This window comes from Streptomyces sp. NBC_00376, from assembly GCF_036077095.1.
In the GTDB taxonomy this organism is placed as follows: domain Bacteria; phylum Actinomycetota; class Actinomycetes; order Streptomycetales; family Streptomycetaceae; genus Streptomyces.
This window is the reverse complement of sequence record NZ_CP107960.1, coordinates 8330437-8353344: the sequence shown is the minus strand read 5'-3', so window position 1 is coordinate 8353344 and position 22908 is coordinate 8330437. Positions and strand designations below refer to the sequence as shown.

11 protein-coding genes are annotated in these 22908 nt (G+C 71.0%); 9 read left to right on the top strand and 2 right to left on the bottom strand.

What is annotated here, in order from left to right; genetic code table 11:
* Positions 1–74: 74 nt before the first annotated feature.
* Both OG842_RS37375 and OG842_RS37370 read left to right on the top strand, forming a co-directional pair.
* Positions 75–8552, top strand: coding sequence for a type I polyketide synthase (locus OG842_RS37375; RefSeq protein WP_266734489.1), 8478 nt, complete (start codon positions 75–77; stop codon positions 8550–8552).
* Positions 8553–9092: 540 nt separating this feature from the next.
* Positions 9093–9881, top strand: coding sequence for an IclR family transcriptional regulator (locus tag OG842_RS37370; protein WP_266734490.1), 789 nt, complete (start codon positions 9093–9095; stop codon positions 9879–9881).
* Between the two features lie 64 nt (positions 9882–9945).
* Here OG842_RS37370 and OG842_RS37365 read toward each other — a convergent pair whose 3' ends face one another.
* On the bottom strand, positions 9946–12246 hold the full coding sequence (locus tag OG842_RS37365) for an FAD-dependent oxidoreductase (protein ID WP_266734491.1): 2301 nt from the start codon (positions 12244–12246) through the stop codon (positions 9946–9948).
* 437 nt (positions 12247–12683) lie between these two features.
* Here OG842_RS37365 and OG842_RS37360 point away from each other — a divergent pair, with 437 nt between their 5' ends.
* The 7 genes from OG842_RS37360 (at position 12684) to OG842_RS37330 (ending at position 21880) form a co-directional block, all read left to right on the top strand.
* Complete coding sequence (locus tag OG842_RS37360) at positions 12684–13613, top strand: carbohydrate ABC transporter permease (protein ID WP_266734492.1); 930 nt, start codon at positions 12684–12686, stop codon at positions 13611–13613.
* Complete coding sequence (locus tag OG842_RS37355) at positions 13610–14530, top strand: carbohydrate ABC transporter permease (protein WP_266734494.1); 921 nt, start codon at positions 13610–13612, stop codon at positions 14528–14530. The genes OG842_RS37360 and OG842_RS37355 overlap by 4 nt, the downstream gene beginning before the upstream one ends.
* A gap of 68 nt (positions 14531–14598) precedes the next feature.
* A complete protein-coding gene (locus OG842_RS37350; protein ID WP_266734496.1) occupies positions 14599–15900 on the top strand; it encodes an extracellular solute-binding protein in 1302 nt (433 codons plus the stop codon).
* 225 nt (positions 15901–16125) lie between these two features.
* Positions 16126–17442 (top strand): BNR-4 repeat-containing protein, encoded by a 1317-nt coding sequence (locus tag OG842_RS37345; RefSeq protein ID WP_266734498.1) that lies wholly within the window; start codon positions 16126–16128, stop codon positions 17440–17442.
* 187 nt (positions 17443–17629) lie between these two features.
* Positions 17630–19420: a serine/threonine-protein kinase gene (locus OG842_RS37340; protein ID WP_328512609.1), complete on the top strand. Its 1791-nt coding sequence runs from the start codon at positions 17630–17632 to the stop codon at positions 19418–19420.
* Positions 19421–19502: 82 nt separating this feature from the next.
* Positions 19503–20702, top strand: coding sequence for a DUF1266 domain-containing protein (locus OG842_RS37335; protein WP_443064030.1), 1200 nt, complete (start codon positions 19503–19505; stop codon positions 20700–20702).
* Positions 20693–21880, top strand: a complete 1188-nt coding sequence (locus OG842_RS37330; RefSeq protein ID WP_266734500.1) for a DUF1266 domain-containing protein — start codon at positions 20693–20695, stop codon at positions 21878–21880. Before OG842_RS37335 ends, OG842_RS37330 begins: the two co-directional genes overlap by 10 nt.
* Positions 21881–22126: 246 nt before the next feature.
* On the opposite strand, the gene OG842_RS37325 is transcribed toward OG842_RS37330, so the two are convergent.
* The gene (locus OG842_RS37325; protein ID WP_266734502.1) at positions 22127–22678 is read right to left on the bottom strand and encodes a DoxX family protein; all 552 of its coding nucleotides are present in this window, start codon (positions 22676–22678) and stop codon (positions 22127–22129) included.
* Positions 22679–22908: the final 230 nt, after the last annotated feature.

Genomic DNA, 22908 nt, shown 5'->3' with positions numbered 1-22908 from the left:
GCCCGTCACCGGGAGGCAACCCGGGGCACTGTGCCATCGTCCTCAACGGCGGGTCGTCTCAAGGAGGTCATGCGGTGGGTAAGCACGCCGACATCGTCAAACCACTGCCGGAACTGCTCGGGCACCACGCCCGGCGCCTCGGCGACAAGGTCGGTTTCGAGGACCGGCTCAGGCGTGTGACCTACCGGGAGCTGGAACGGAGGACTGCGCGGCTGGCCGGCCATCTGGCCGGACTCGGTCTGGAGCGTGGTGACCGGGTGGCCGTGCTGCTCGGCAACCGTGTCGAGGCGGTCGAGAGCCTGCTCGCCGTCACCCGGGCGAGCGGCGTGGGTGTGCCGCTGGACCCCGGGAACTCAGTGGAAGAGCTGGCCCGCCTGCTGGACGACAGCGCGGCACGGGTGCTCATCACGGATGATGTCTGCCTGGCGCGGCGGCGAACGCTGCCGTTGCGCCCCGGGTTGATCGTGGTGGTGGCCGAAGGCGGTGCCGAGGACGGGGGCTGGGACTCGGATTCGGGCGCGGAACTCGCGGAACGCGTGGAGCCGGCGGGCGAGGTCGGCGGAGTCGGGGGCCGGCCCGCCGGGGTGGCGGGCGCGGCCGGCGTTCTGCGGTTCGAGGAGTTGGCGGGTACCGAGCCGAGGACGTCGGCCCGGGACGATCTCGCGCTGGACGAAGTGGCCTGGCTGCTCTACACCTCGGGCTCCTCCGGTGTGCCCAAGGGCGTGCTGTCCACCCAGCGCAACCGGCTCTCGCCGGTCGCGACGGGCCTGGTCGGTGTTCTGGGCCTGTCCGAACAGGACCGTGTGCTGTGGCCGTTGCCCCTCCATCATGCGATGAGCCAGATCGTGTGTTTCCTCGGGGTGACCGCGGTGGGGGCGAGCGCGGTGCTGCTGCCCCGGTTCTCGGTGTCGGGGGTGCTCGGCGAACTGCGGCGTGAGGAAGACTCGTTCACCTTGCTCGGCGGGGTTCCGACCACGTACTCGGCGCTGCTCGACGCGGTCCGGGGCGAGAGCGGCGGTCTCGGCGGCTCCGCGCTGCGGGGTTGTGTCAGTGGTGGCGCGGCGGCTGGTCCCGGGTTCCACGAGTCCTTCGAGGCGATCTGTGGTGTGCCCTATCTGGAGCATTACGGCAGCACGGAGGCGGGCCCGGTCACCATGTCGGCGCCGGACGGAGCGACGGCGTCCGAGGCGTGCGGGCGAGTGCTGCCCGGCACCCGGGTCCGGGTCGGCGGGGGTCCGGACGGCCGGGACACCGGCGAGGGCGAGTTGTGGGTCAACGGGCCCGGGGTGATGGCCGGTTACCACGGCAGGCCGGAAGCCACCGCGGGGGTACTGCGCGACGGCTGGTTCCGCACGGGTGACCTGGCCAGGATCGATGGCTCCGGTGCGCTGGCGATCACCGGCCGGGCGAGCGATCTGATCATCCGGGGCGGGGTGAACATCCACCCTTCGGAGGTGGAGGCCGTGCTGCGGCGGCTGCCCGGGGTGGCGGACGCCGCCGTGGCCGGACGTCCGCACCCCGCCTTCGGCGAGGTGCCGGTCGGCTATCTGGTCGCCGAGCCCGGCGGCGTACTGGACCGGGGACGCATCCTCGCCGCCTGTCGTGCGGAACTGTCCGGTTCCAAGGTGCCTGTCGAGCTGTTCGAGGTGGAGGACCTTCCCCGTACCTCTTCCGGGAAGATCCTGCGACGGGATCTCGCCGGTCTGCCCGCACGGGCGCTGGGCGCGGAGGCCACCGGCAACGGGAAGCCGTCGGAGGGCCTGCTCGCCCTGGTGCGGAGCGAGGTGGCGGCCGTGCTCGGCTGTACGGCTCGGGCGGTGGAGCCGAGTACCGCGCTGCGGGACCTGGGCATGGACTCCCTCACGGCCACGGTGCTGCGGGAGCGATTGTCGGCCGCGACCGGTCTGCCGCTCTCCGAGGCCGTCGCCTTCGACTTTCCCACGGCCGAGGCGCTCGCCGCCCACCTCGGGGAACGGAACGCCCTCGCACCGGCCGGCGCCGGGCCGGTGGACCGGAGTGCGGCCCGGTCGGACGACGATCCCGTGGTGATCGTGGGGATGGCCTGCCGCTACCCCGGGGACGTGACCTCGCCCGAGGAGCTGTGGCAGCTGGTGGCCGAGGGGCGGGACGCCATCGGCCCCTTCCCCACCGACCGGGGCTGGGACGTCGACGCGCTCTACGACCCGGACCCCGGGCGGCCCGGGAGGACGTACGTGCGCGAGGGCGGTTTCCTCTCCGGTGCGGACCGCTTCGACCCCGCCTTCTTCGGCATCTCGCCCCGCGAGGCCCTGGCCATGGACCCGCAGCACCGGTTGCTGCTCGAAGTGGCGTGGGAGGCTTTCGAGTACGCCGGTCTTGTCCCGGGCACTCTGCGCGGCTCGGCGACCGGTGTGTACGTCGGACTGATGTACAGCGACTACGCGCGCCGTCTGGCAAGGACACCCGAGCAGGTCGAGGGGTACCTCGGCCTCGGCAACGCCGGAAGCGTCGCCTCGGGCCGCATCGCGTACGCCTTCGGCCTCGAAGGCCCGGCCCTCACCGTGGACACGGCGTGTTCCTCGTCCCTGGTGGCCCTGCATCTGGCGGCCCAGGCGCTGCGCCGGGGTGAGTGTGCCTTCGCGTTGGCCGGTGGCGCCACGGTGATGTCGGGGCCCTCGTCGTTCGTGGAGTTCAGTCGCCAGCGGGCGCTGGCGCCGGACGGCCGCTGCAAGGCGTTCGGTGCGTCCGCCGACGGCACGGGGTGGGCCGAGGGTGCCGGAATGCTGCTGCTGAGCCGGTTGTCCGAGGCTCGCCGCGCCGGGCTTCCGGTACTGGCCGTGGTGCGCGGCTCGGCGGTGAACCAGGACGGGGCGAGCAATGGGCTGACCGCGCCGCACGGACCGGCGCAGCAGCGGGTGATCCGGCAGGCGCTGGCGGACGCGGGATTGAATCCCGGGGACATCGACGCGGTGGAGGCACACGGCACCGGCACCCGGCTGGGGGACGTCATCGAGGCGGAGGCCTTCCTCGCGACGTACGGGCGGCAGGAGCGGGAGCGTCCCCTCCGGCTCGGCTCGGTGAAGTCGAACATCGGTCACACCCAGGCCGCTGCCGGAGTGGCCGGGGTGATCAAGATGGTCCAGGCGATGCGGCACGGTGTGCTGCCGCGTACCTTGCACGCCGACGAGCCGACGCCCCGGGTCGACTGGTCGGCGGGGCGGATCGCGCTGCTGAGCCGGGCGGTGGAGTGGCCTGCGACGGACCGTCGGCGCCGGGTGGGGGTGTCGTCGTTCGGGATCAGCGGCACCAATGCCCATGTGGTGCTGGAAGAGCCTCCGGGCAACAGGGAGGCCGCAGCGCTGTGTGTTGTGGCGGGCGGCGGGGCCGCGAGCAGCAGCCGTGTCGGGCCCGGGGTGGAGTCGGAGTGTGCGGCGCGTCCTGAGCGGGCCGCGGTGGCCTTTCCGGTGTCGGCGAGGAGCGTGCCGGGGCTGCGGGCCCAGGCGCGACGGCTGTACGACCATGTGGCCGCCGCTCCCGACACGTCCCTGGTGGACATCGGGTACTCCCTCGCCACCACGCGTGCGGCCCTGGAGCACCGGGCCGTGGTGGTGGCCCGGGACCGTGCGAAGCTGCTCGGCTCCCTGCGGGCCGTGGCCGAGGGCGGCAACCGGTCCGGAGTGCATACGGGCACGTCCCGCCATCACGGCTCGACAGCCTTCCTGTTCACCGGTCAGGGCAGTCAACGTTCCGGCATGGGCCGCGAGTCGTACGAGTCACGCGACCTGTACCCGGCCTTCGCCCGTTCGTTGGACGAGTGCTGTGCCCTGCTCGACCCACTGCTGCCGGTGCCCCTGCGGGACGTCATGTTCGCCGGGCCCGGTACGGAGAAGGGCGCGTTGCTGGACACGACCCGGTTCGCGCAGCCGGCGCTCTTCGCTCTGGAGACCGCGCTGTTCCGGCAGTTCGAGGCGTGGGGAGTACGCCCCGGTCTGGTGGCCGGGCACTCGGTGGGCGAGGTGACGGCGGCGCACGCCGCCGGGGTGTTGTCCCTCGCGGACGCGTGCACGCTGGTGGCGGCCCGGGGCCGGCTGATGGACGCGCTGCCTCCGGGTGGCGCGATGGCGGCCGTGGCCGCGGGCGCGGACGAGGTGGCCGGCCACCTCTCCGGGGTCGGGAGCGCGGTGGAGATCGCCGCGGTCAACGGGCCTGCGTCGGTGGTGGTCTCCGGTGACGAGTCCGCGGTGCGGGAGGTGGCCGCGCACTTCCGGGAGCGGGGCCGTTCGGTGACGCCGCTGCGGGTCGGTCATGCCTTCCACTCCGCCCGGATGGAGCCCGTGCTGGCCGAGTTCGCGGACGTGGTCGGGCGCTTGTCCTTCGCCGCACCGCACCTGCCTCTGATCACCGCTGTACCGGGCCGGGCGGCCACCGCCGAGGAGGTGCGCGCACCGGAATTCTGGGTGGACCATGTCCGCCGTCCGGTCCGCTTCGCCGATTCGGTGGCATACCTGGGTGAGCAAGGCGCGGCGCACTACGTCGAACTGGGGCCGGACGGCGTGCTCACCGGCCTGGTGCGTGATTGCCTCGCCGTGTCCGGGCCGGGCCCGGACGCGGACGGCACGGACGGCGGACCGGACGCGGGCGAAGCGGGCGGTGGTGAGTGGGGCCCGGTACCGCTGGTTCTGCCGACACTGCGCAGGACGCGGCCGGAGGCGGATGCCCTGCTCGACACGCTGGCCGCGCTGCACGCCCATGGTGTTCCCGTCGACTGGCGGGCTGCCCTCGCCGGGAGCGGCGGGCGGCGCGTCGCGCTGCCCACGTACGCCTTCCAGCGCCGCCGGTACTGGCTGGAGGCCGTCCCGGAGCTTCCGCCCGCCTCCCCGGCGGCCGAGGCCGCCCATCCGTTCCTGCGGTCGGGCACCCGTACGGCCGACGACGACGGGCTGCTGCTGAGCGGGTTGCTCTCGGTGCGGGACCAGCCGTGGCTTGCCGACCATGTGGTGGCCGGGGAGATCTTGCTTCCTGCGACCGCCTTCCTCGAAATGGCCGTCCATGCGGGCGAGTTGATGGGCGCCGCTGTCCTGGACGAGCTCGTTCTGACCGCACCGCTGCCGTTGCACTCGGACGATGCCGTCGCCCTGCAGGTGAGGGTGGCGGGGGCGGACGAAACGGGGCGTCGGGCTGTGCTCTTCCACTCCCGTCCGCATACTCCGGCGGGTGACGGTCCCTGGCTCCGTAACGCCGTCGGCACTCTTTCGCCGACGCGGCCGCCCGCGGACCGGACAACGGCCGAAGGTGAGACCGCGGGCGAGACCGGCGGCGCGCCCCGGCCTGACGCGTCCTGGCCGCCGGAGGGGGCGATGCCGCTGCACGCCGACGGCCCGGGGACGGGGCCGTACGATCAACTGGCCGCCGAAGGGCTGCGATACGGCCCCGCCTTCCGGGGCATGCGTGCCGCCTGGAGGCACCGGGAGGAGTTGTACGCGGACGTCGCGCTGCCTGAAGCTGTCCGGGCCGCGCACCGGGAGGCGGGCGGTCCTGAGTTCGTCCTGCATCCCGCGCTGCTCGACGCGGCGCTCCACGCCCTGGCCCTGGACGGCCTGGCCGCGAACGTGTCCGGGGCGGCCGGACCGGCGGACGGCGGGTCGTCCCTGCCGTTCGCCTTCAGCGGGGTGCGTGTACACATCGCCGGTGTGCAGCGCTTGCGAGTGCGGGTGGCCCCCGGTCCGGACGGTCGGGCCGCAGTGGAGCTGACCGACGAGACGGGCTCGCCGGTGGCGACGGTCCGTTCACTGGCGCTCCGGCCCCTTCCGCGTACCGAATTCGGCTCCGGCTCAACGGCGGCGGACGCGGTCACCGGTGCTCTCCACCGGACGGACTGGGTGGCGATGGCCGAGCCGTCCCCGCCCGTGACGCTGCCCCGCTGGGGGGTTCTGGGCGCGGCAGGCACATGGCTGGTGGATGCTCTCGCGCCGCCCGGTTCCGGTGTCCCGGTGTACCCCGACCCGGCGGCGTGCGACGCGTCTTCGGCCGTCGTCGTGGCACCGTGCCCACTGCCGGGCACGGCCGGCGATGACCAGGACCAGGCTGCCGGTCTGCTGCGGGCGGCGGACCGGGCACTGAGGCTCGTGCAGGAGTGGCTCGCCGAGCCGCGCCTGTCCCGTTCCCGTCTCGTCCTCGTGACGTCCGGTGCCGTCGCTCCGGCAGGTGACGGTTTCCCCACGGACGATGCCGCCGGTCGCGGGAGTGACGACCGGTCCGGCGAGACAGGGCCCGTACCGTTGCACACCCCGGTGTGGGGTCTGGTCCGTTCGGCGCTGCGGGAGAATCCGGGCCGCTTCGCCGTCATCGACGTGGACGAACACCCCGACTCGTGGAGCGCCCTTCCCGGCCTGCTGGCCGCCTCGGTACCGGAGGCGGCCGTACGCCGGGGGGCGGTGTACGTACCGAAGCTGGTGCCGCTGCCGGCCGAGGCGGCACCGAAGCCACGGAAGGGGCGGACCCTCGACCCGGAGGGGACCGTCCTGGTCACCGGCGGCACCGGTTCCCTGGGGATGCTGGTGGCTCGGCACCTGGTCACCGCTCACGGTGTCCGGCACCTGCTGCTCGCCGGCCGACGCGGGCCGGACGCTCCGGGCGCCCGTGAACTCGTCTCGGAGCTGTACGAGGCGGGCGCCCGGGTGACCGTTCACGCCTGTGATGTCGCGGACCGGACCGCGCTCGCGGCCCTGCTCGACGCGGTGCCGGCGGCCCACCCGCTGACGGGTGTCGTGCACACCGCGGGAGTACTGGACGACGGTGTCGTCGCGGCGCTCACCACGGACCGGGTGAGGCGGGTGATGCGCCCCAAGGCGGACGCCGCCCTCGCTCTGCACGAACTGACCCGGGGTCATGACCTGGCCGTGTTCGCGTTGTTCTCCTCGGTGGCGGGCGCCTTCGGCTCCGCCGGCCAGGCCAACTACGCCGCGGCCAATTGTGTGTTGGATGCCCTGGCGCGGCACCGCGGGCGGCTCGGGCTGCCCGGCACGTCGATCGTCTGGGGCCCCTGGCAGCAGAACGACGGCATGATGACCCACCTCGGCAACGCGGACCGGCAGCGGATGGCCCGTTCCGGGTTCGGCCCGCTCGGGCCGGAAGAGGGCTTGGCGCTCTTCGACGCGGCCGTGGCCGGCGACGAACCCGTGGTGGTGGCGGCCCGCCTCGCCCCGGCCGCTCTCCGCAGCGGTGACACGGCGGCGAACCGGCTCCGCTCCCCAGCCGAGGACGAAAACTACGCGGGCGACGGGGGCGGGGACCGGCTCGGCCGGTTGCCGACGGGTGCTTCGTCCGGAGAGATGGGCAAGGTGCTGCTCACGAAGGTCCGGACGCTGGCGGCCCGCGTCCTGGGCCATCGGGAGGAGGCGAGCGAGATCGACGAGGACGCCCTGCTGGCGGACCTGGGGCTGGATTCCCTGGCCGCGGTCGATCTGCGCAATGAGCTCGCGGCGTGGACGGGGCTCGCACTGCCGTCCACGCTGCTGTTCGACTTCCCGACGCCGCGCGCGCTCGCCGTCGAGCTGACGCGGCGGTACGCCGCCGAGGCACCATCTGCGGGTGCCGCGTCCGACGCCCGGACACGGCCCGGGGCCGTCGGCTCTCCGGGCTCCCCGGAACTTTCCGGACGGTCGGCGGACGACGATCCGGGAAGCAGCGCGGGAGGACGCCCTGGGGCGGGCGCTCCGCCGGACGTCCGGGGGCGGGTCACCGAAGCATCGCACGCCGAGGAGTCTCCGGACTCCCTGGGCGCGCTCTTCCGTACCGCATGCGCCCGGGGCCGGAGCTGGGACGGCATGGTGCTCCTCACCGTCGCCGCGCGCCTGCGCCCGGTCTTCGACGGGACCGGGGCTCCCGGCACGACGCACGAACCCGTCATGCTCGCGGCGGGCGGTACGGGGTCCCGGCTGGTCTGCTCCCCCGCGCTCAGCGCACTGTCCGGACCGCAGGAGTACGCGCGTCTCGGTGCCGGGCTACGCGGGCTGCGGCCGGTTTCTGCGGTGCGGCACCCGGGGTTCGAGCCCCGCGAGGCGCTGCCCGCCACACTGGACGCGTTCGTCACGGCCCAGGTCGCCGCTGTTCGCGCGGCCTCGGCCGAAGGCCCTCCGGTACTGCTGGGGCGGTCCGCCGGTGGCTGGGTGGCCCACGCCGTGGCCGAGCGTCTGGAGTCCGAGGGTGCCGCCCCGGCCGCCGTCGTCCTGGTGGACACCTATCCGCCCGGTCACGGCGACCGGGGACAGGCGCTTTCCGCGATGACGTCGGACATGCTGCGCCGGGCGGCGGAGTTCGCCTCCGCCAGTACCGACCGGCTCACCGCCATGGCCGGATACTTCGAGCTCTTCAGCGGCTGGAAACCCGCTCCGCTTGCCTGTCCCACCCTGTACGTACGAGCCCGGGACCTGCTGCCCGGCGCCGATCCCGCCCCGGACTGGAGCCTGCCGCACGCAGAGATCACCGTGCCGGGGGACCACTTCACCATGTTGGAGGAGCACGCCCGTAGCACCGCGCTCGCCATCCACGAGTGGCTCGGCAACCGGTTCTGAGGAGGTCCCGGCTGAAGCGGATCGCCGAGCACCTCGACGTCCCTGCGCGGCTTCCTGAAGCGGTTGCCGAGGCCTCATGATGCAGTCATGAGGATTCCCGACCGACGGATCGAACTCTTCGCGGGTACTGACAGTGGCAACCGGTTCAGCGGCCCTGCGACGGGGGGTGAACGGCCCATGGTGTCTTGCCGATCAAGCCGGGGCAGCGAGCGGTGACTTGCGACTCGAAGCTGAGGGCCCTGCGCGTTCGGGGGCTCGCCCACGTGGCGGCTGTGTCTCCGCCGAAAGGCAGAAGTCCCGATCAGTCCCCAGGCGTACGGCCCCGCCCGGCTGTGTTCCTCGCCCTGGCCCTGTTCATCGGCGCCTTCGCCGCGATCTGCCCGGCGAGGCGGGCGGATCGTCGCTCCGGGCGCCGTCCCCCGCGAGACGGTTCGGGCCCGGATCCGGACCTTCGCAAGCCGGTGGAAGTCGGGGACATCCCCAGGTCGACGCGATATGCTGATGCAGATTGTGCAAGCCATTTGCAAAATGAGGAGGGCCATGGCCACGCGGGCGACCGATGCCGGGACGAACCAGAGCGTCGAACGAGCGGTCTCGGTACTGCGCGCACTCGACGCCGGCCGCGCCGAACTACGCGTCTCCGACGTCGCCGAACTCACCGGGCTGGGGTCTTCCACCACCTCTCGGCTCCTGTCCACCCTCGAACGGCTCGACATGGTCGAACGCGACCCGGTCAGCAACCTCTACCGCCTCAGCCTCGGGATTCTCCCGCTCGCCGCCACCGCGACCAACCGGCATCCCGTCCACCGCGCGGCCCGCATGGTCCTCCAGGACCTCGCGACCCGCACCGGGCTGGGGGCCAATGTCGCCGTCCGCCGGGACTCCGAGCTGATGTTCCTGTGCAATTTCGAGGGGCACCGCGCCCCGAAGTCCTATACGCAGGCCGGGCACACGGCGCCGCTGCACGCCACCAGCATCGGCAAATGCCTTCTCACCGGCCTCACGCCCAAGGAGCGCCGCAAGCTGCTTCCCGAGCCGCTCGCGGCACACACCGACTACACGACCACCAGCCACGACCTCCTCGACGCCGAGATCGACACGGTCCGCCGCACCGGTTACGCGATCGAAGCCGAGGAACGCGCCCTGGGCCGTGCTTCCCTCGCCGCACCCGTCCGCGACGCCTCGGGTGACGTGGTCGCCGCCATCTCCCTGTGGGGCCCGGCCTCCCTCCTCGGCAACCACGCCGAGACCAACGGGCAGCGGCTCGCCCTCACCCGTGAGGTCATCGAAGCCGCCGACGCCATCAGCCAGGCGCTCGGCGTCCTCTGAATCACACGGCGAAGGGGCCCGGTGAAGGTCGAACAACCTTCACCGGGCCCCTTCGCCGTGCCGTTTACGCGCCGTACGCCTTGAACGCGATCACGTGCGCGTGCCGCGCGCCGTGCGTCGCATCCACCACGAGCCGCAGCGCATCGGTGCGCAGGGGCCCGCCGTCCGCACCGTTCAGCGGGTGCACGCGGTGGCGGCGGCGGTTGCCCTCCACCGTCAGCAGCGTGCGCCAGGTGCCGTCGGGCTCGCGGCTCTGGAGGCGGTAGTCGCGGACCAGTTCCGGCATGACCTCGAACGGGGTGCGGTGGCGGTGCAGGTTGTTGAGGTACTCGTCGACGTCGTCGTCGAACACCACGCGTGCCTCGGTGAGGTGCTGCTCCTCGTCCCAGTCCAGGCTCAGCCACTGCTCGGCCCGGTCCGGGTCGGGCAGCAGCTCGGACGACCACATCTGCGGGCCTCCGTAAGCGCGCTGGAATCCGCCGACGGCCCGCTCGGGCCGGAACGCACCGGTGTCCGGGGCCGCACGGAAGCCGAAGCTCCGGCGGCGCAGGCCGCGGGCCTGCCATTCCAGGACCAGCTGGCCGTCCTCCTCCGGAATGTCGTGGTCGACGGCCGCGTCCCCCTCGACCCTGCTGCGCAGCGCGAGGACACCGTCGGTGCGCTCGGGGACGAGGACCAGCGCGGCACCCGGGCAGGCGCGCACGATGAGGACGACGTTCTCCGGGGCGTCCGGACGATGGCCGAGGCGGGCCGTGACCCAGTGGGGGCCCTCGGCCGGCACGGTGACCGTGGTGGTGAGCAGGTGATCGACCGGGACCGCGTTCTCGGGGCGGCCGGTGCTCCACAGTTCCACGGTGAGTTCGCTCGCCGGCCCGCCCGGGACGCCGTGGACGAGCAGGTCGACCGTGTCGAGTGCGGGGTCCACCGGCAGCAGCAGCGCAAGGTCGCGGGTGAGCGGGTAAGGCTCGCCGGGTGCGGTCTGCGTGGGCTCGGCGGCCAGGCGGCTCAGGTGCGAGGAGGCGCTGACGCGGGCCGTGCGCGCCAGGTTCTCGGGGTCGTCGTCGTACAGGCCGATGACCGAGGCGTCCTGCCGCAGCAGGGTGCGGCGCACCAGTTCAGGGTGTTTTGCGGCGAGTTCGCGCGGGGTGAGGCCCTCGGTGACACAGAGCGCGGCGGCCGTGCCCGCGGCCTCGCCGAGCGTGGCACAGGTGGCCATGACACGGGTGGCGCCGAAGGCGATGTGGGTGGCGGAGATGTTGCGCCCGGCGAACAGGAGGTTCGTGACGTTCGCCGAGTACAGGGAGCGCAGCGGTACGTGGAAGATGCCGTCCGCGTAGCGCTGGCGCGCGCCGGGTTCGTCGGCGTACATGCCCTGCACCGGGTGGAGGTCCACGGACCAGCCGCCGAAGGCGACGCGGTCGGCGAACTGCCGCTGTTCGAGAATGTCCTGCTGGGTCAGCATGTGGTCGCCGAGGAAACGGCGGTACTCGCGCTTGCCGGGGAGACTGCCGACCCATTCCAGGGTCAGGTTCTCGGCGTCCGGGAATTCACCGGAGTTCTTGATGTGGTCCCAGATGCCCATGATCACGGACTGGAGCTCGTCGCGGATGCGTTCGTTGTCGTGGACGGTGTCGAGCTCGCCGCCCCACTCGATCCACCAGTAGTCGCAGCCGTTGTCGCCGGTGCGCAGGACGCGGTTGCGCAGGATGGGCGTGGTGGTGAGGTCGCGGGCGCTGGCGGGCGGCACGAACTTCACCGGCCGGCCCGTGTCCTTGGTGTGGAACAGGATCGTCGACCCGAGCAGCGCCTCGTCCTCCTCCTCGGGTGCCCAGGGCTCACCGAACTCGGCGCGCGCCTCGCGGCCGATGCGGTGGTGGGCGCCGGCGAGGTGGCCGAGCAGGCCGTCGCCGGTGCAGTCGAGGAACTGCTGCGCGTGGAAGGTGATGCGCCGCTCGGAGCCCATCATCCAGCCAATGCAGGAGTGCACCTCGCGTGCGTCGTCCGGGCCGCTCGCCTCGACCTCGCGTACGTCGGTGTTGAGGTACAGGTCGATGTTCGGCTCGGCGCGGACCGCGTCGAGGACCACCTGGTCCCAGTAGTACGGGTTGCCTTCGGGGTTGCGGAACTGGTTCTCGGTGTACAGCTCGCCCATGATTCCGGTCTCCCGGGCCCAGCGGTGCACGCCATGGGCGGTGGCGCCGCAGACCCAGACACGGACCTCGCTGCTGGCATTGCCACCCAGGACGGGCCGGTTGTTGACCAGCGCGACGCGTCGGCCGAGCCGTGCCGCGGCGATGGCCGCACAGGTCCCCGCCAGGCCACCGCCGATGACGGCGATGTCGTAATGGACCTCTTCTTCCCGCACGGTGCGGCCTCCTTGATGTGAAGCTCGGATTCTCTCCGCCACAGCGAAGCGGCCTTGAACGTACATCACATCCATATTGTGCAACCACTGTTCAGCCAGTGGGATGTGTTGTAAGTTTCCAGCGCAGCCGACGACACCGTCGCCGCGGGCCGACGGACCAGCTCATGGCAAGTGCGGCGACTTCGCCGGTCCCGCACAGAACCGGCGTTTCACTCACCAGCAGGGTTGACGCCGTCGCAGGATATGGAGAACGATCCCGCATGCTGCAACTTGCGTTCAATGGAGCATGCAATGGCATTCACACAGGGCCTCGGGCGAAACAGGGGACGGGGCGACGCACCACTCGCGCCCGGCCGCGTCGCATCCGGCTGCCGGTGCACGGCCTTCCGTGCCACGCCCTGCAACACCGCTCCCGCCCCGTTTGAGAGGACACACCCATGAGTACGGCCGCACCTCCCCAGAAGGCCGCTCCACGCCGTGAGCGGGCCGGTGGGCGGCTCTCCAACGGCGCGTTCGCACTGCTGCTGACCGCCCCGGGGATCGCCCTGTTCGCGACGATCATCGTCTACCCGCTGGTCTCGGCCCTGTTCACCGGCTTCTTCAAGCAGGATCTGCGGCTGCCGGGCCGGGAATTCGTCGGCCTGGAGAACTTCACCTACTGGCTGGACGGCGACTTCCTCACGATCCTCAAGCAGACGCTGATCTTCACCGTCGGTGCGACGGTCGTGCCCTTCGTGATCGGCTTCGCGCTCGCGCTCGCGCTGAACTCGGGCCTGAAAGGCAGCGGCTTCCTGCGCGGCCTGTTCCTGTTCCCGTGGGTGATCCCCGGCGTGGTGATCTCCTTCCTGTGGATGTGGATCTTCAACGCGAACTACGGCGTACTGAACGGCATCCTCATGAAGGCCGGGATCATCGAGGAGTCCATCTCCTGGCTCGGCCAGCCCGGCACCGCCATGCTCGCCGTCATCATCACCAAGACCTGGGCGAGCTTCCCCTGGATGATGGTGATGCTGCTGGCCGGTCTGCAGACCGTCCCCAAGGAACTGCACGAGGCGGCCTCCATGGACGGGGCCGGCTCGATCCGGCGCTTCTTCGCCGTAACCTGGCCGCAGGTCCGCGGTGTCGCCTCGATCGTGCTGCTCCTGGAGTTCATCTGGAACTTCCAGCACTTCGACACCATCTACGTGCTCACCGGCGGCGGCCCGGCCGGCTCCACCGAGACCTTCGCGACCGCCGTGTACCAGACCGCCTTCAAGGGCTTCGACATCGGCCGGGCGACCGCGCTGGGCGGACTGTGGATGCTGCTCCTGCTCGTCCTCGTCGCCGTATACCTCAGGATCACCGAGCGGAAGGGCGACGCCCGATGACCTCCACGACTTCCACCCCGCTGTCCGGCACCGAGCGGCTGAGGCCGCACACCGCGTCCGCCGGGCGCACCTCGCGACGCCGGATCCGCAAGGACCTGCTGCGCTCGCGGATCGCCGCCTGGACCGCGGTCCTGGTGATCGGCGCCTTCGGCATGCTGCCGATCTACTGGCTGCTGGCCACCGCCCTGAGCAGCCCCGAGCAGACTTTCCAGTTCCCGCCGAAGCTCATACCCACCGAGATCACCTTCAGCAACTTCACGGCCCTCGCCGAGAACGAGCAGCTGATCAAGTACCTGGTCAACTCCCTCATCGTGGCCTCGATCACCGCCGTGCTGAGCGTGGTCGTCGCCACGTACATGGGCTACTCGTTCTCCAAGTTCCGCTACCGCGGACGCCGGTCGCTGATGCACCTGGTGCTGGCCTCCCAGATGTTCCCCCAGGCGGTCCTGCTGGTGACGCTGTACGCCGTCTTCTCCAGCTTCGGCCTGCTGAACACGTACACCGCCCTGGTGCTGTCCTTCACCACGTTCACGATGCCGCTGTGCGTCTGGATGCTGAAGGGCATCTTCGACACCATTCCGGACGCCCTGCTGGAAGCCGCGTCCATCGACGGCGCGTCCCGGTGGCGGACGCTGCACTCCATCGTGGCGCCGCTGGCCGCGCCCGGAATGATCGCCGCCGGCCTGTTCGCCTTCGTCCGCGGCTGGAACGACTTCATCTTCGCGGTGACGCTGGCCGACAAGGAGAAGCAGACCCTGCCGCCCGGCCTCGTCTCCACGTACATCGGTGAGTTCCAGACCGCCTGGCCGGAGCTGATGGCGGCCTCGCTCGTCGTCTCCGTCCCCGTGGTCATCGCCTTCATGTTCCTGCAGCGCTACCTCGTCGGCGGCATGACCGCCGGTTCGGTCAAGAGCTGAGCCCGCGGGATCCTCCCGCACCGTCCCCCCACACCCTTCCCTTCCGCCCACTCCCCCATGGAGAGACCATGACCACCTCTGGCATCAGCCGGCGCGGCGCGCTGCGCATGTTCGGCATCGGCGCGCTCAGTGTGGCCGGAGCCGGTGCTCTGGGCGCCTGCGCACCGTCCGGCGCCAGCACCTCCTCGAACGGAGGCGACACGAAGTCCAAGGACTTCGACTTCACCTCCTGGTCGCTCAACGAGGAGGCCGCCAAGCCCTCCATCGAGAAGATCATCAAGGCGTGGGAGAAGTCCGAGGGCTCCAAGATCCGCGCGGTCTCGTACCCGTACAACGAGTACCTGAGCCAGCTCACCCTCAAGCTCGGCGGCGGCGAGACGACCGGCGCGGTGCACCTCGACATCGCCTGGCTCGCCGCGGTGGCACAGATGGGCAAGCTCGCCGAACTCGACACCGTGGCCATGAAGGGCGGCTACACGAACGTCGCGCTGAACAGCGGCATGTACGACGGCAAGCAGTACGGCCTGCCGTGGAACACCGGCTCGATCGGCGTGATCGCCAACTCCAAGCTCCTGGAGAAGGCCGGCATCAAGAAGCACCCCACCACCATCGAGGAGTTCGAGGGCGCGCTGCGGGAGCTGAAGGGGCTCGGCAACGGCATCGTGCCCTACGCCGCGGCCACCAAGGTCGCGCAGCTCAAGGACATCTTCCCGTGGATGCAGACCTTCGGCTGCATACTCATGGACGGCGACAAGGTGACCATCGGCGACGACGCCTCCGTCGACGCGGTCACCTGGTACAAGAAGCTGCACGACGAGAAGCTGATCGCCGCGGACGTGGACCGCTTCGACGCGCGCGCCCTGTTCGGGCAGGGCAAGGCCGCCTTCTACGACGACGCCATCATCGGCAAGGGCGTGACCTCGGCGCAGTCCAAGGACAAGACGCTGGCCGACGCGATGCAGCCGATGAAGCGGCCGGTGCTGAAGGCCGGAGACACGCCGCAGGCGCTGCTGTGGGGCGGCGTGATCGCGATCGTCAAGGGCAAGGGACAGGACGCGGCGACGCAGTTCGCCCTGCACACCACTTCCGACCGCGCCACCACCACCGAGTACTTCGCCTCCCGCGCCTTGCCGCCGTCCACCACGGTGGGCCTGTCCGACCCGAAGGTCGCCCAGGACACCTTCACCACCGAGTGGACCGAGAAGATCACCGACACGGCGACCGGCAGCCCGTTCTGGCAGTTCGCTCAGAACGCGCAGATCGAGGAGGCCGTGGCCAAGCAGGTCCAGGCGGTCCTGGTCGGCAAGTCGAAGCCGAAGGACGCGATGAAGAAGGCCGGCGAGGAGGTCGCCGCCCTCATCAAGCGCTGAGTCGGCGCGCGGCGCTCCGGGCCCGGTGAAGGTCGAAACGGCCATCATCGGGCCCTTTGCCATGCCGCACATGCCTTCCTCAGTACGTATTCAAGTTCCGCATTGTGCAACCTCTGTTCATGATCTGGGAACTGCTGTAAATTCCGGGCGCAGCGGAGGGGGTGTGCCGACCTGCGGGGCCACTCCCGTTCGCCTCACCGCCACACCGCCACGAAGGAGTTCACCTTGCGACGTCCCACGGCACGCGCGTACGCCGCCTCGGCCGCGTCCCTGGCCGCCCTGCTCTCGCTCGTCCCGGCCGCCGCCCGGGCCGACGACACGGACCGTGCCGCGACCGCGGCGGCCGCGGCGACGGTGATCGAGAAGGTCCCGTACGCGATGGACTCGTCGAACCAGGCCGCCTGGTGGACGCCGGTCGCCACGTACAAGGGGCGGGGTCAGTACACGTACTTCGCCTTCAACGAGCCCGGTTCGACGGCCGCCACGCACCGTCCGGCGATCGCGCGGCGCGACCCGGACGGGGTGTGGAGCCGTCTGCCGCTGCTCGACAAGAGCGGACAGCAGGCCGAGTTCCCCGACGACAACGGTCACAACCAGTCGTCCGTCGCGCGCGACGGCAGCGGCCGTCTGCATGTGTTCGCCTCCATGCACGCCGACCCCTGGCGCTACTTCCGCACCGAAGCCCCCGGCGGGGACGTCACGGATCACGCGTCCGAGCTGCCCGACCAGGGCGTGGGCATCACCTATCCGGTCGTGACCACCGCACCCAACGGCGATCTGTACCTGGCCGCCCGCGTCGGCTCCGGCTCCGACAAGCGCCCCGGCAAGCTGTACCGCTGGGACAACGCCGCCGCACGCTGGAGCGTGGTCGCCACCTTCGCCGACGCGCTGAACCGCTCGGTGTACCCCGACGACCTGACGGTGGACGCCGACGGCCGCGTACATCTCCTCTACGAGTGGGCCAAGGCCCCGGCGACCGGGTTCCGGCACCAGCTCTCCTACCTGAGCTACGACCCGTCGACCGGCGCCTTCGCGGACAGCGCGGGCGCGGCCGTCACCACCCCGGTGACGCCCGACACGTCCGATGTGATCCAGGAGCTCACCACAGGTGAGGAGTGGAGCATCGACAACGCCTACCCGGGCCCTGCGGTGCAGAGCGCCAAGCTCACCCTCGACGGCTCCACCCCGAAGGTCGCCTACCGCTACCGCTCGGCCGACAGCGGCGGCAACTTCCGTGTGTACTACGCGTATCCGAGCGGCAGCGACTGGGTCCGCAAGACCGTGTACGCCGGTGGCCAGACGGCCGCGGCCCTCGGCATCACCTGGGACGAGACGGACACCAAGCGGATCTACTACGTCGCCGGCTCCGGTACCGACCGCGTCTTCGCCGCGACACAGTCGGCGGACGGGGCATGGACCGCGGAGTCCGCCGCACCGGGCGTGAGCGCGGACCGGCTCGCGGTGCGGCGGGACTCGGACGGCAACGACGTGCTGTACCTGCCGGACACGGCGCACAACTCGCTGTATTACGGGCTTCGTTGATGCCCTGAACCGGCGGCGGGGAGGGGCGGCGTCCGTCGTCCGCCGCCCCTCCCGTCCGCCGCCGGACCCGGCCGCCGACTGCGTCCCGGCGGAGGCAACTGCGTCCGGCCCGGCTCCAGCAGGCACGTGTTGCTGTCGATCTGATGACAACGGCCGTGCTCGGACCCAAGAATGCGGGGAGTCGGTGATGGCAGGGATGCAGGGGGAAGAGAACGTGCCGCAGGCTGGGGATGTACTGGACAGGCGTTACAGGTTGGACTCCCGGCTGGGCGCCGGAGGGTTCGGCACCGTCTGGCAGGGCCGTGATCTGCGTATGAACCGCGAAGTCGCGGTGAAGACCGGGGTCCCGGACACCGTGGAGGAGGCCCGCCGGTTCGTGCGGGAGGCGGAACTTGCCGGCTCTCTCGCACATCCCGACATCGTGACCGTCCACGACTTCGCCCACATCCACTGGGAGGGGCGGGAACTCGTCTATCTGGTGATGGAGTTGGTGCGAGGAGAGAGTCTCGCTGACGTACTCCGGCGCGGCCTCCCCGGCTTCCACGACTCCGTCGTCTGGGCCGGGCGGATCTGCTCGGCGCTGGAGGCGGCCCACTCGGCGGGGATCGTGCACCGCGACATCAAACCCGCGAACGTGATCATCGGAGCGGCGGACACCCTCAAGGTCCTCGACTTCGGCATCGCCCGGCACCAGCTCTCCCGAACCGATCTCACCGGGAACGGCGTCATCGGGACCGCTCTGTACATGGCTCCGGAACGCTTCCGAGGCGCGGCGGACGCGCGCTCGGACCTGTACTCGCTCGGCTGCCTGCTGATGGAGATGTGGACCGGCCGGCTGCCGTTCCCCGGAACGTCGTGGCAGGAGCTGTACGCCCAGCACATCGGTGCACCGCCGCCGCGGCCGAGCGCGTTCACCCCCTCGCTCTCCGCCACCGCCGACCAGCTCGTCCTCGACCTCCTGGCCAAGGATCCGGCCGGCCGGCCGCCGCACGCAGCCGCTGTTGCGCAACGCCTGACACTGCTGGCCCAGGGCACCGAGCCCACCGCGTCGCGGCCGGGCACGACGCCTCAACCCCCCTCGTACACGCCCACGGTCCTCGACGAGGGTGCGGAGCCGGTGCGTGCCGCGCTGCGTCGTCGGCTGGGCCAGATCATGGCGCTGCCCGATGACTCCGACATCGGCGAGTTCCAGGAACTGCTGGGTGCGCTGATCCCCGAGGCCCAGCGGGAACTGGGCCCGGACGACCCGCTGACCACGGAGGCCGTCCTCGTTCGTGCCCGGCGGTTGTGGCGCCGGGACCCGACCGACACGGCTCTGGCCCGAACCGTTCCGAAGCTGCGGAGGGTCTTCGGCGAACAGGATCGGCGGACGATCGAGGCACGGGCACTGCTCCTCGGGCAACAGGTTCAGTCGGCACACGCGGACAGGACTGCGGCGACGGCCGAGATGCGCGAGGTCATCAAAACGGCGCAGCATGTACTGGGCCCCTTCGACCCGGTCACCCTGCACGCGCGCGCCGAGCTGGCCACGGGCCTGTGCAAGGGGTTGTCGCGGGACAGGTTCGAGGATGTGAAGCGGCGAAGGGCCATCCTGGAGCGCCTGCTGCCCGACCTCGTCCGTGGGCTGCCTGCCGAAGACTCCCATCGCCGTGACATCCACCTGACCGTGGCCGACGACGCCTACCTCATGCAGGATTACGAGACGGCCGGGCGGTACTACGACGAATTGGCGGCCCTCGACGACGGCGACGACCGGGCGTGGCCCGCGAAGACCGTCTTCGCCCACGCGCGCAGCCTCGGTGAGACCGGCGAATTCGAGCGCGCGGCTGCCATGTTGGCGCAGCTGACGAACACACTGGCCGACGAGGGGAACGCCAGGAGCTACCTCGGGAGCGAGGCACGCCGACTGGAGTCCCGCTACAGGCGACGACTGCGCCGCCGGACGCATCAGCCCCGCGGCTGGTTCACGCGCGGCTGAGACGCCGGCTTCCTCCGGCGCGTCGGCCGTCGACTCGCAGGTCGCCGCCCCGGCCGCCGGAGGCGTTCCATAGGATCCCACCGTGACAACGGGGACAGGAACAACGGGTACAGGTACGGCGGAGACAGCGGCACCGTGGGCGGACTGGTCGCCACCGACCGAGACGGAACGGCTGCTCCACGAGACAGTGGTGACCGGCAGCCGGGATGCTTTGCTGGACGTCCTGGCCAGGAGCAGGCTCTTCGTACTCGTCGCCCGGCTGTACGCGGACACTCCCGGCTTCACTCCGCCGCTCACGGCGCAGCCGGATCCCGCGTCCGGCCGGACGTGTGTCACGGTGCTGACATCCGGCGCGCTGCCGCCCTGGCACCCGGACTGGGTGTTCGAGGCGACCGGTCTCGACGAGCTCGCGCGCCGTTGGCCGGACGGTGTGCGGTGGCTGGGGATCAATCCCGGCACGCCGTACGCCGTCACGCTTGAGGCCGGTCCGGGACGTCGCCGTGCGTGGCTGAAGGCCCACGCGCGGTCGGGCGGTCCGCAGGCCGGCGTGCTGTTGACCCACCGGGCCGGTCCGCTGCACGGACCGGTCGCACACGGGCTGGCTCTCGGAGCCCATCTCGCCGTGCACAACGGCCTCGTCTGGAACGACCTGGGCGCCGCCTACGAGGGGTACGCAACGGATCGCGTCCGGCTCCGCAACCCCTGGGTCGTGCAGGACCGCGCCGACTACCGGGAGACTCTCGAAGCACTGCTGGCCGCCCGACTCGTCGGCCGCACCTACGAGTCGGTGCTCGGGATCCGTCGTGCCCTCGCCGGGCGGCTGGGCCGCACCCCCACGGTCCCGGAGTGGTCCGCGGCGCTCACCGAAGCGCTGGTGCACCGCCGCTCCGCACCGTCCGACGCGGACGAAGCCCATGAGGCGCTGCGGCTGGCCGCCAAATACGAGGACAGGTTCCGCGCGGACGGCGCCCTCGGCCCCGCTGAGCGGGTCGACACCCTGGCCGCCTTCGACTACGGGCGGGCGGTCAACGTCGTACGGCTCGCGCTGGGTGCCCGCCTCTGCGATCCACGCGAAGCCGAACAGGCAGTGCTGCGTATCGGCGCCCTGGCCGGGCAGGCGTACGGTTCCTGGGCGCAGTTCTCCCTCGGATACTCGCTGGCCCGTGTGATGCACTTCGACGAGGACGATCCGTCCGGGGTGAAGTACGAGCAGTCGCTCGCTCAGCACCGCGTCCTGACGCAGGACCCCAACAGCCCTTACCGGAACATCGCATGGTCATGAATCCGCTGCCCCCTCACCCCGGCTTCCCTGCCCTCGGCGCCCCCTGGATCCCGCCCTCGACAACCGAGCACCTGTTGCACGAAGCGGGCGTACGCGGTGACACGGAGGCCCAACTGCGTGTGCTGGCCGGCGAGGAGCTGTTCATCGTCGCGCCGAAGGCCGAGGTGGACGCGGCTCCCGACATGGTCACCTGGCGCTCGTACCGGGACCAGGGCGGACGACGCTGCCGTCCGGTGCTCACCCGGGGGATGCTGCCGCCCTGGCATCCGGAGTGGGTGTTCCACGCCGTCTCCCTCAAGTGGGTGGCGGAGTCCGACTGGCACGACCCGTACCAGCTGCTCTCCGTCAACGCCGGCACTCCCGCCCAGTCGGTCTTCCCGGCCACGCCCGCGCACCGTGCGATGTGGATGCGCTACCACGCGGAGAACGACCGTCCCAGGAACGACCGGCTGATCGCCTTGCGGCACGGGGCACTGCACGGCCCTCTGGCCTACGGACTGGCGTGCGGGGTGCATCTGGCGGTCGGCAACGGTGTGCCCTGGAACGAGGTGGGCACCGCGTACCACGACTACTCGCGCGAGCTGGAGCTGCTCCGCGACGCATGGGGCATCACCGAACCGACCGGCTGGCGGGAGCAGTTGGACTTGCTGCTGGACGCGCGCAACAGTCCGCCCGAACCCGATTTCGTACTCCGGGTACGTGAACAGCTCTGGGCCGGGCTCGGCGAGCAGCCCACCGTGGAGCTGTGGCGCGAGACGGCCGCCGGGCACGCCCAGGACATCGGGGCGGGCCACGGCACGGTCAAGGACATCGAGGAGTTGGTAAGGCGCATCGTCAGGTACGAGGCCCGGTTCCGCGCCGACGGGCTGCTGCCGCCGGACGGCCGGGTCAGCACCACGGTCGCCTACGACTACGGGCGTGCCGTGAACCTGGCCAGGTGGGGGCTGTCCGCCCGTTTCTGCGCCCCGCACGAGGCGGAGCAGGCCATCGTGCACGCCGGTGCGCTGAGCAGACCGGCCTACCGATCGTGGGAGGAGTTCTCCGCGGGATACACGCTGGGCCGTGTACTGCGGTTCGACGGCGAGGAATACGGCCACTACTACCGGAGCAGTGTCACGGCGCACCGTCTGCTGACGGAGAGCGAGGGCAGCCCGTGGCGGAACCTGCCCTGGCGCTGAACCCTGCCGTGTCTCTCCGCCGTCCTCGCTGATCCGGGGGCGGCGGAGTGCGAGTTGCTTGTATGATCACTGGCGGGATAGGGCTCGTAGCGCAGAGGTCGTCGCGCCTTCACCGCGTGTGGGAGGACGCCGGTTCGAATCCGGTCAGCCCCATCCCGCCTTCCGTCGTCACGCGGAGTGGCCACATCCCTGACGTCGACGGCAGACACAACAGCCGTCCGAATCCGTCCAAGTGCGTATCCGCGTTCAAAGGTTCAGCACGATGGCGGCGCCGATGCCACCCACGAACAGCGCGAAAGCGGCTTCCGGCCAGCCGCCCCTCCCCCAGCGGAACGGTCTGTCGAGGGCGAACCTGCCGGGACCGATGGCGGCGACGGCCAGTGCCACGACCGCGATGCACACGTTGTACTCGACGCCGCCTTCCGTCTCCCACAGGCCATGTGCCGCGGTGACGGTCGCCATGGCATTGATCATCACGCCGATCAGGGCAGCCGATGCCAGTGGGGTGAACAGTCCCAGCGCCAGGCCCAGCCCGCCCAGGAACTCGGAACCGCCGCCGATGGCGGCATAGACCACTCCTGGGCGGTATCCCAGAGCGGCGAAACCCCTGCCCGCTGCGTCGAGACCTTCACCACCGAATATTCCGAAGAGCTTCTGTGATCCGTGCCCGGCCATGAGGAGGCCGAAGGTGATCCTGACAAGGAGCAGACCGCAGTCACCGGCGGAGACCACGGTCCCTGCCGGAACGCGGGCCGCCTGCTGGGGCGGGGCACGCAGCTTCTCATCGATGAACTTCATCGCGGACTCCCTCTTCGCTCCGCATTGCCGCGGAGATTCAGTTGGACTGCCGCCTCCGCCATCGAGCAGATGCGCGTTCTCGCATCGAAGTGCGTGAATCGGATTGCCTTTCCATCGTTACCCCTCCTCCCACCGGTATCGACCCCGGAGCGGTGGGGTGCGCGCGGTATCAGCAGGTGAAAGCCGTGCGGTCGGCTTGATTCATCCTGCACCGATCCGTCCGATCACTG